Origin of the sequence: Mesorhizobium sp. M1E.F.Ca.ET.063.01.1.1, assembly GCF_003998155.1 — a bacterium.
Taxonomy (GTDB): Bacteria; Pseudomonadota; Alphaproteobacteria; order Rhizobiales; family Rhizobiaceae; genus Mesorhizobium.
This window is the reverse complement of sequence record NZ_RZSC01000185.1, coordinates 1-9,336: the sequence shown is the minus strand read 5'-3', so window position 1 is coordinate 9,336 and position 9,336 is coordinate 1. Positions and strand designations below refer to the sequence as shown.

At 65.1% G+C, this 9,336-nt stretch carries 9 protein-coding genes; 2 read left to right on the top strand and 7 right to left on the bottom strand.

Annotated features, from left to right (window positions below):
- The 6 genes from EOA29_RS15360 to cysG all read right to left on the bottom strand — a co-directional run.
- Positions 1 to 359, bottom strand: a 359-nt coding sequence (locus EOA29_RS15360; protein WP_189478903.1) for a GMC family oxidoreductase N-terminal domain-containing protein, incomplete at its 3' end; no start/stop codon positions are given.
- 78 nt (positions 360 to 437) lie between these two features.
- On the bottom strand, positions 438 to 971 hold the full coding sequence (locus EOA29_RS15355; protein WP_126091920.1) for a DUF934 domain-containing protein: 534 nt from the start codon (positions 969 to 971) through the stop codon (positions 438 to 440).
- A 94-nt stretch (positions 972 to 1,065) separates the two neighbouring features.
- Positions 1,066 to 1,830, bottom strand: coding sequence for a phosphoadenylyl-sulfate reductase (locus EOA29_RS15350; protein ID WP_126091919.1), 765 nt, complete (start codon positions 1,828 to 1,830; stop codon positions 1,066 to 1,068).
- Positions 1,805 to 3,475 carry a nitrite/sulfite reductase gene (locus tag EOA29_RS15345; protein WP_126091918.1) on the bottom strand — a complete coding sequence of 557 codons (1,671 nt, stop codon included), beginning with the start codon at positions 3,473 to 3,475 and terminating at the stop codon, positions 1,805 to 1,807. Before EOA29_RS15345 ends, EOA29_RS15350 begins: the two co-directional genes overlap by 26 nt.
- A 101-nt stretch (positions 3,476 to 3,576) precedes the next feature.
- A complete protein-coding gene (locus tag EOA29_RS15340; protein WP_126091917.1) occupies positions 3,577 to 3,882 on the bottom strand; it encodes a DUF2849 domain-containing protein in 306 nt (101 codons plus the stop codon).
- Complete coding sequence (gene cysG / locus EOA29_RS15335; protein ID WP_126091916.1) at positions 3,879 to 5,342, bottom strand: siroheme synthase CysG; 1,464 nt, start codon at positions 5,340 to 5,342, stop codon at positions 3,879 to 3,881. The genes EOA29_RS15340 and cysG overlap by 4 nt, the downstream gene beginning before the upstream one ends.
- Before the next feature lie 417 nt (positions 5,343 to 5,759).
- On the opposite strand from cysG, the gene EOA29_RS15330 reads away from it, so the two are divergent.
- Entirely contained in the window at positions 5,760 to 6,206 is a 447-nt protein-coding gene (locus EOA29_RS15330) for a host attachment family protein (RefSeq protein WP_126091915.1), read from the top strand.
- 219 nt (positions 6,207 to 6,425) lie between these two features.
- The gene (gene ybaL / locus EOA29_RS15325) at positions 6,426 to 8,219 is read left to right on the top strand and encodes a YbaL family putative K(+) efflux transporter (RefSeq protein WP_126091914.1); all 1,794 of its coding nucleotides are present in this window, start codon (positions 6,426 to 6,428) and stop codon (positions 8,217 to 8,219) included.
- Between the two features lie 6 nt (positions 8,220 to 8,225).
- On the opposite strand, the gene EOA29_RS15320 is transcribed toward ybaL, so the two are convergent.
- Positions 8,226 to 9,032: a helix-turn-helix transcriptional regulator gene (locus EOA29_RS15320; RefSeq protein ID WP_126091913.1), complete on the bottom strand. Its 807-nt coding sequence runs from the start codon at positions 9,030 to 9,032 to the stop codon at positions 8,226 to 8,228.
- Between the last annotated feature and the right edge of the window lie 304 nt (positions 9,033 to 9,336).

Genomic DNA, 9,336 nt, shown 5'->3' with positions numbered 1-9,336 from the left:
ACCTCGTCCCACGACCAGCCGTCGCAGCCGAGGTCGGCCCATTCGTCATAGTCGCGGCGGTTGCCCCGCGTGTAGAGCATGGCGTTGATGGCGCTGGAACCGCCCAATGCCTTGCCGCGCGGCTGGTAGCCCCTGCGGCCGCCCAGCCCTTCCTGCGGCACCGTCTCGAAACCCCAGTTGTTGATCTTCGGCCGGCCCGGCAGCAGCGCGATGATGCCGGCCGGCGCGCGGATCAGCAGATCCTTGCCGTCGCCTCCTGCTTCCAGCAGGCAAACCTTCTTCGATGGGTCTTCGGAAAGCCTGGCGGCAAGCGTCGAGCCGGCGGAGCCGCCGCCGGCGATGACATAGTCGTAACGCATGGTGTCCTCCCCGGCGGATATTTCCGTCCGTTCCTGGAGAGAAGACCCGGTCGTTGGTCTTGTAAAGATGCCGCAGCGTCAGTCCGGTCGCTTGCGCCGCCAGGAATATTTGGGGTCCTTGGCTTCCGGCTCCACGGCCGGCTGGTAGTAGACCGGCAGGCCGCCGGTGCGCCCTTCCTCCAGCCGCTTCAGCAGCACCGGGTTGGAGACCTCGAATTCGTCGAAGCCGAGCCTCAGCATATGCGGCAGTTGGTCGACCAGCACCTGGCCGGTGGCGCGGACCGCGCCGGTGAAATGATGCCGGGCGCGCAGCAGCTCGCCCTTGGAGAAGGAGCGGCCATCGTTGAACGCCGGAAAGGCCAGCGCCACCAGCGAAAGCTGGTCGAGCAGGCCGACGATCTTGTCGAGTTCGTCGCCGGGCTGCAGCAGCACCCCGATGCGCTCCCTGGCCGACTTGCGGACTTCATCATCGAGCCCGAGGAAGGCCTGCAGCGGCAGGATGAAGCGGCCATTTCCGGCAAGCGCCTCGGCGCTTTCGGCGTGGGTCCAGTCGTCCTCGCGAAAACCCTTTGGGGTCCAGAGGCGAGTCCCTGGTGTCGTCGATTCAGTCATCAAAAATCCTAAAGTCCAAAGAGTCCCAAGCGAGCCGGCAGACGGCCAGCAGCCGTGACTTTGGGAGCCGACATCACGCGAATAGCGATATACCCTAAAGTGATGCGTCGGTCAGCGACTTCTCCAGCCCCGACAAATGGATGCCGCACTCGGTCTTGGCGTGCCCTGCCCAGCGGCCGCTACGCGCATCCTCGCCAGGCTGTACCGGTTGCGTGCAGGGGAAGCAGCCGATCGAGAGATAGCCGTAGGCGACCAGCGGATTTTCGCGCAGCGCATGCGCGCGCATGTAGTCAGCCTGGTCCGACGTCGTCCAATGCGCGAGCGGATTGATGCGGATGCGCGAGCCGACCGCCTCGAAGACGGGCAGAGCCGCCCGCGTCGACGCCTGGAAACGCTTGCGCCCGGTGAACCACGCGCGGAACGGCTCGACGCCGCGCGCCAGCGGCTCGACCTTGCGCACGTTGCAGCAGGAATCGGTGTCGGTCTCGTGCAGCCTGCCGGTCGGGTCGATGCGTTCGAGCGCCGCTTCGTCCGGCTTGATCACCCTGACATCGGTCAGGCCGAAATCGGCGATCAGGGCGTCGCGGTAGCCCAGCGTTTCCTCGAAATGCTTGCCGGTGTCGAGGAAGATCACCGGCAGCGAGCGGTCGACCTTGGCGATCATGTGGAGCAGCACCGCCGAATCCGCCCCGAAGGACGACACGGCGGCGACCTCGCCGCGGAAGAATTCGCGCGCCGACCGCTCGATGATCTCGATCGGCTTCAGATGGCCGAGCAACGCGTCGAGCCCCGCCGCTTCAGCGGCAATGCCGGCCTCGACGCCGCCGGTCCGGTCAAGCGGCCTTGGTTTCGCCAGCATAGAGCGCCTCCTTGAACGGCGCGGGACCGACACGGCGGTAAGCGTCGATAAAACGTTCATCAGGATTGAGCCGAAGGCCGAGATAGGTTTCGACGATCTGCTCGATGGCATCGGTGATCTCTTCCGAGGAGAAGCCGCGGCCGATGATCTCGCCCACGGACGTGTTCTCGTCGGCCGAGCCGCCAAGCGTCACCTGGTAGAGTTCGGACCCCTTCTTCTCGACGCCGAGAATGCCGATATGGCCGACATGGTGATGGCCGCAGGCATTGATGCAGCCGGAGATCTTCAGCTTCAGTTCGCCGATCTCGCGCTGCCGCTCAAGCGAGGCGAAGCGGCGCGAGATTTCCTGCGCCACCGGGATGGAGCGCGCCGTGGCCAGCGCGCAGTAGTCGAGGCCGGGGCAGGAGATGATGTCGCTGATCAGGTTGGAATTGGCCGTCGCCAGGCCGATCTCGACCAGCGCGTCATAGACCGCCTTGAGGTCGGCGCGCGCCACATGCGGCAGGATCAGGTTCTGCTCGTGGCTGACGCGCAGCTCATCGAAAGCGTATTTCTCGGCGATGTCGGCGACCGCTTCCATCTGGCTGTCGGTCGCGTCGCCGGGCACCTCGCCGATGCCCTTGAGCGAGATGGTCACCGCTGCATAGTCGGGATGGCGATGGGTCACGACGTTCTGGTCGAGCCACTCCGAGAAACTCCTGGAATCGAGCCGGGCCTGCTTCATGGCGGCATCGCCTTCCGGCCGGTCCGCCAGCGCCGGCGGCGCGAAATAGGCGTTGATCGCCTGGATGTCGGCTTCCGGCAGCTTCAGCTCGGCGTCCTTCAGCTCCTGCCATTCGGCCTCGATCTGGCGCGTGATTTCCTCGACGCCGGTCTCGTGGACCAGGATCTTGATGCGCGCCTTGTACTTGTTGTCGCGGCGGCCATAGAGGTTGTAAACACGCAGGATCGCCGTGCAGTAGGACAGAAGATCGGCTTCCGGCAGGAAGTCGCGGATCTTCCTGGCCACCATCGGCGTGCGGCCCTGGCCGCCGCCGACATAGACGGCAAAGCCAAGCTCGCCGGCCGCGTTCTTCTTGAGATGCAGACCGATGTCATGCGTCTGGATGGCGGCGCGGTCGCGTTCGGCGCCGGTCACCGCGATCTTGAACTTGCGCGGCAGGAACGAGAATTCCGGATGCACCGACGACCACTGGCGCAGGATTTCCGCATAGGGGCGCGGGTCGGCGACCTCGTCAGCGGCGGCTCCGGCGAAATGGTCAGCGGTGACGTTGCGGATGCAGTTCCCGCTGGTCTGGATGGCGTGCATCTCGACGCTCGCCAGGTCGGCGAGGATCGCCGGAATGTCGGACAGCGCCGGCCAGTTGAACTGGATGTTCTGGCGCGTGGTGAAGTGGCCATAGCCCTTGTCGTATTTGCGCGCGATATGGCCGAGCATGCGCAATTGCCTGCTGTTCAGCGTGCCGTAGGGCACGGCGATGCGCAGCATATAGGCATGCAATTGCAGATAGACGCCGTTCATCAGCCTGAGCGGCCGGAACTGGTCCTCGGTGATCTCGCCGGCAAGCCGGCGCTGCACCTGGTCGCTGAACTCGGCGACCCGGGCCTCTACGAAATCTTGGTCGAACTCGTCGTAACGGTACATGCTTCGTCTTTCAGGGCGCGTCCGCCCGCTTTTTCAATTCTTTGTTGGAGCATGATCTTCTCCGAAAACCGGGTCCCACTTTTCGGGATCATGCTCAAAACCTATGCCGCCCGCGCCGCTTCCGGGTTTGCCTGCTTGCCGATATCGGTGCGGATGGTGGGGCCTGCGGCGCGGATCTTCTCGCGCAGCCGCACCGGCTCGACCACACCGTTGATCACGGTCACGTCGATCAGGTTGACGTCGACCACTTCATTGTTGGCGGCGGCGGCGGCGCCGATCGCTTCCAGCCGGTCCTCAGCCACCTTGTCATGGGCGATATCGGCATGGCCGACGGCCTCCGACCAGCCGCCATCGGCGTACCACACGGCGATACCGTCGGAGAGCCTGTTCGCGGTCAGAACCTTCATTCCCGTACTCCTTCGGCCACCGTGCTGGCGGCTTCTTCATGCCCTGTGTCTTCGTGCTTGTGTGCCGCGAGCGGCTCGGACCGTTCGAAATTGGCGCCGGCAACCGCGTCGCCGATGATCGTCATGACCGGGCCGGTGAGGTCGGCGCGCGCTTCCAGCGACGGCAGGTCGGCGAGCGTGCCATGGAAGCGGCGGCGGTTGCCCAGGCTGGCATTCTCGACGACTGCGACGGCGGTATCCGGCGACAGCCCGGCCTCGATCAGCCGGCCGGCGACCTCGGCCGCCACCGAGCGGCCCATATAGACGGCGACGGTCGCGCCGGAGATGGCGAGCTTCGCCCAATCGGGCAGCGAGTTGCCCTTGAGGTCGTGGCCGGTGGTGAAGACCATCGAGGAGGTCACGCCGCGCAGCGTCAGCGGCAGCTCGAAATCGGCGGCGGCGGCGAAGGCCGCGGTGACGCCCGGGACCACCTCATAGGCGACACCGGCCTCGCGAAGCGCGGCCATCTCCTCGCCAGCCCGGCCGAACACCAGCGGATCGCCGGACTTCAGCCGCACCACGCGCTTGCCGGCGCGGCCAAGCTCGATAAGCAGCGCGTTGATCTCTTCCTGGCTCTTGGAATGGCAGCCCTTGCGCTTGCCGACGGGCAGGCGCTCGGCATCGCGGCGGCCCATGGCGACGATCGCCTCCGGCACCAGCGCGTCATAGACGATCGCGTCGGCTTCCATCAGCAGGCGGTGAGCGCGCAGCGTCAAAAGGTCTTCAGCGCCCGGACCAGCGCCGACCAGCGCGATATGGCCTGCCGCCAACGCGTTCGAAGCCAGAAGATCGAGCGCGGCATCATGCGCCCTGGCGAACTCGCCGGCTTCGACCGCCCTGGCCGGAGCGCCGGCGAAGAAATCGCTCCAGAAGCGGCGGCGGCGATTGCCCTTCGGCAGCCGCTCGGCCGCGGCGCGGAACGAGGCTGCCAAGGCCGCCAGCCGGCCGAGAGACGGCGACAGCATGCGGTCGATGCGCGCGCGCAGCATCTGCGCGAGCACCGGCCCGGCGCCCTCGGTGCCGATGGCGATGGCGACCGGCGCCCGGTTGACCAGCGCGGGCGTGAAGAAATCGCAGAGCTCCGGGCGGTCCACGACATTGACCGGGATGCCCAGCCGGCGCGCATCCTCGGCGACGCGGCGATCGAGCGCCTCGTCGCCGCTGGCAGCAAACACCAGGGCCGCGCCTTCGAGATGGGCGACATCATAGGCAGCATCGACATGGACAGCGTCGACGGATGAGATGAATGCAAGCAGCTCCGCATCGGCATCGGCGGCGATGATGCGCAGCGCCGCGCTCGACTGAGCAAGCAGCCGTGCCTTGGCAAGCGCCTCCTCGCCATTGCCGACGATGGCCACGGCTTCGCCGTCGACCCGCACGAAGACGGGGAAGGTGTTGAGCTTGGCGTTGGCTGGCGACATGGCGATAAGCAAATACGATAACAGTCTGGCAGTTTTATGCGAGCACGCCGAAAACCAGAAGGCACGCACTCGCGCATGCCTTCAAAGCAGGCAATCGCTTTTTCGCAACCGCGAAAGGCGGGAGAAAAAAATTCTACTCTGGTGCTGTGAGCGGACGGAGCGGTTGGCATCGCCCCTTGATCCGTCGCATTTTTAGCGCCCAAGCCTTTGAGCGGCAAAATAGATTTTTCTAAATTCTACTAACTTAGTAGATTAAAGGCGCCTCTCGCCAACCCACCGTTTGAAGAGCCTTTCGGGCGGCGGACGAGCCGTCCCGATAAGTCCGGAACAATCAAGCTTCGCAGCACGTTTGGCTAGCGGATCCATCCGGCCGATCCAGGATCGGTCGGCACCCCGGGAAACAAGGAGGAACGCCCTATGAGCATCAATCTGAAACGTGGTCTTTGGGTCATCGTGGCCGACGGCGAAAAAGCGCTCTTCCTCCGCAACGAAGGTGACAGCAAATTTCCGAACCTGGAGGTTGTCCAGGAGATGGAGCAGGAGAACCCTGCCACCCGTGAGCAGGGCAGCGACAGGCCGGGCCGCTACAGCGACGGGCCCACGGTTCATCGCAGCGCGGTTGAAGACACCGATTGGCACCGCCTCGGCAAGGAACGCTTCGCCGACAACATCGCGGGGCGGCTCTACAAGCTTGCGCACCGCGGCGAGTTCGACGAGATCGTGCTGATCGCCCCGCCCCAGGTGTTGGGCGAGATGCGGCAGAAGCTGCACAAGGAGGTCAGCGAGAAGGTGAAGGCGGAGATACCGAAAACGCTGACGAACCACACGATCTCCGAGATCGAGAGCCTGCTTCAGGCGGCTTGAGCGACGGACATCACGAGACCTTAGAACGCCGTGAGCGGATGCCGCGCGGCTGGCCATGACGGCAGCGCGCGGCTTTTCTCGTCCGGCGCGTGTCCATGGCGCCGATTTCAGAGCGGCGGTGGTTGCATGACCGCCGCTCTGCCCACCATATTGCGAAAGGCGACGGCCTCGGGCGGCGCTTGTCCGACATCGCGATTTCTGAAAGGCGCTCCATAGACAATGCCGCATGACACGCCCCTTATCGCCACCATCGTCGCCGGTTTGGGGTTTGCTTTCGTCTTTGGAGCACTGGCCAACCGTTTCCGCGTCCCGCCGCTCGTCGGCTATCTGGTGGCCGGCGTGCTCGTCGGGCCGAACACGCCGGGCTTTGTCGCCGACGCCAGCCTCGCCAACGAACTCGCCGAGATCGGCGTCATCCTGCTGATGTTCGGCGTCGGCCTGCATTTTTCGCTGAAGGACCTTCTGTCGGTCCGTGCGATTGCCGTGCCTGGCGCCATCGTGCAGATCGCTTTTGCCACGCTGCTGGGCGCCGGGCTGGCCTGGCTGCTCGGCTGGTCCTTGGGCGCCGGTCTGGTCTTCGGCCTCGCTCTGTCCGTCGCCTCGACCGTCGTGCTGCTGCGCGCCATGCAGGAGCGGCGGCTGATCGAGACCGAGCGCGGCCGCATTGCAGTCGGCTGGCTGATCGTCGAGGATCTGGCCATGGTGCTGGCGCTGGTGCTTTTGCCGGCGCTCGCCGGCGTGCTGGGCGGCCAGCCGCAGGCCGACGACCACTCGAGCCTGCTCTCGCTGCCCGCCAGCTACGGCATATGGGGCGTGGTCGGCATGACGCTGGCCAAGGTCGTCACCTTCGTCGTCGTCATGCTGGTCGTCGGCCGCCGGGTTATCCCGTGGATCCTGCACTATGTCGCGCATACCGGCTCGCGCGAACTATTCCGGCTCTCGGTGCTGGCCATTGCGCTCGGCGTCGCCTTCGGCGCGGCGAAACTGTTCGGCGTCTCTCTGGCGCTCGGCGCCTTTTTCGCCGGCATGATCATGAGCGAATCCGAGCTCAGCCATCGCGCGGCCGAGGAATCGCTGCCGCTGCGCGACGCCTTTTCCGTGCTGTTTTTCGTCTCGGTCGGCATGCTGTTCGACCCGCTCAGCCTGATCAGCAACGGGCTGCCAATCCTGGCCACTTTAGCCATCATCGTCATCGGCAAATCGCTTGCCGCCTTCGTCATCGTCATCGCCTTCCGCTATCCGGTCGCGACGGCGCTGATGATTTCGGCCAGCCTCGCCCAGATCGGTGAATTCTCCTTCATCCTGGCCGAGCTCGGCGTCGGGCTGAAGCTGTTGCCCGAACAGGGCCGCGACCTGATCCTTGCCGGCGCTATCCTGTCGATCCTGCTCAACCCGCTGATGTTCCTCCTCGTCGACTGGATGAAGCCGTGGCTGGAGAAGCGCGCCGGCAAGGCCCCCGAGGAAACAAAGTCTATCGGCCCGGCGACCGAGCCCGGTCAGTTGGCTTCGGTGGCGACAGCTTGGGAGAAGGAGGATGGCGCGCCGCCGCGAACCGCGCTTGCTGGCCATTCCATCCTGGTCGGCTATGGCCGTGTCGGCAGCCTCGTCGGAGCTGGCCTGAAAGAAGCCGCCCTGCCCTTCCTGGTCATCGAGGATGCCGACAAGACGCTGGCGAAGCTCAAGGCCGACGGCATCGAAACCGTCGCCGGCAATGCCGCCATCGCGGAGGTCTTTTCAGCCGCCAATCCGGAAGGCGCGAAGCGGCTGATCCTTGCCATTCCCAATGCCTTCGAGGCGGGGCAGATCGTGCTTCGGGCCCGCGCCGCCAATCCGGCGATAAACGTCATCGCCCGCGCTCATTCCGATGCCGAAGTCGAGCACCTCAAGGGCCTCGGCGCCGATACGGTGATCATGGGCGAACGCGAGATCGCGCGCGGCATCGTCGAGGTGGTGATCGGCAAGACCACCGATCCGGCCGGGCCCGCCTTCGAGGTCAGATCGCAGCCTGCTTGATCCGTATCAGGCCACGAATGCGGAACCACCGTCCTGCGCGATATCGCTGAGGTATCTTGCCGGTGGCTTGCCCAGCGCCTTCTTGAACATGGTGATGAAGGCGGTGACGGATTCGTAGCCGAGATCGCCTGACACCTGCTGCACGCTGGCACCGGAGGAGAGCTCCCTCAGCGCCACGATCAAGTGCAATTGCTGGCGCCAGCGGCCGAAGGTCAGCCCTGTTTCCTTCACCACGAGGCGCGCCAGGCTGCTCTCGCTGAGCGCGACATGGTTTGCCCATTCCGCCAAAGTTCTGCGGTCGGCGGGATCGTCCGCCAGCGCTTCGGCGATCCGCCGCAGCCGCGGCTCGGCCGAGATCGGCAGGTGCAATTGCTGAACAGTCATCAGCGGCAGTTCGGCGAGCAGGACCCTTCCCAGGAAATCGCACCGCGCATCGTCCGGCGCGCAGTCCGACAGTTCGATGATGAGCTCGCGCAGCAGCGGCGAGATCGAGAGCGTGCAGCACCGGTCCGGCAGTTCGGCCGCATCCGGCTCGATGTAGACGAAGAATATCCGCGCGTTGGCCGTCGCGATGTTGCTGTGCTCCATGCCGCTTGGAATCCACACGCCGCAATGCGGCGGCACCATCCACAGGCCACTGGGAACGCGGCAGGTGACGCCGCCGCCCAGCGCGAAGACAAGTTGTCCCTTGCGATGCCAGTGCTCGCGCACCTCGGCCTTGGTCTCGGTGACGTCGACGCGCACCGCAATCGCCGGCGCGAGCACATTGTCGACGTCGAAATCGGGCCATGGCCAGCGAAGAGGTTGCCTCACGATTGACGCCTTTTAGCGATTAGATGCCATAATAGCTAAATTCTTCAAACAAGGAAGTCGATAGGCTCCGGTTTGCGCATGGCGGACAACAGTTGATCGCGTTGACGCTGCACAAACCAACGAGGAGATCGACCCATGCTCGCCTTGATCACGTCTCCCGACAGCGCCACCGGGCTGAAGCTCGCCAAGGTCGAGGACCCTCGGCCCCTCGCCAACGAGGCGCTTGTCTCGGCCCAAGCAACCTCGTTGAACCGCGGCGAACTGCGCCTGCTCGCCATCCGACCGAACGGATTCATACCCGGCC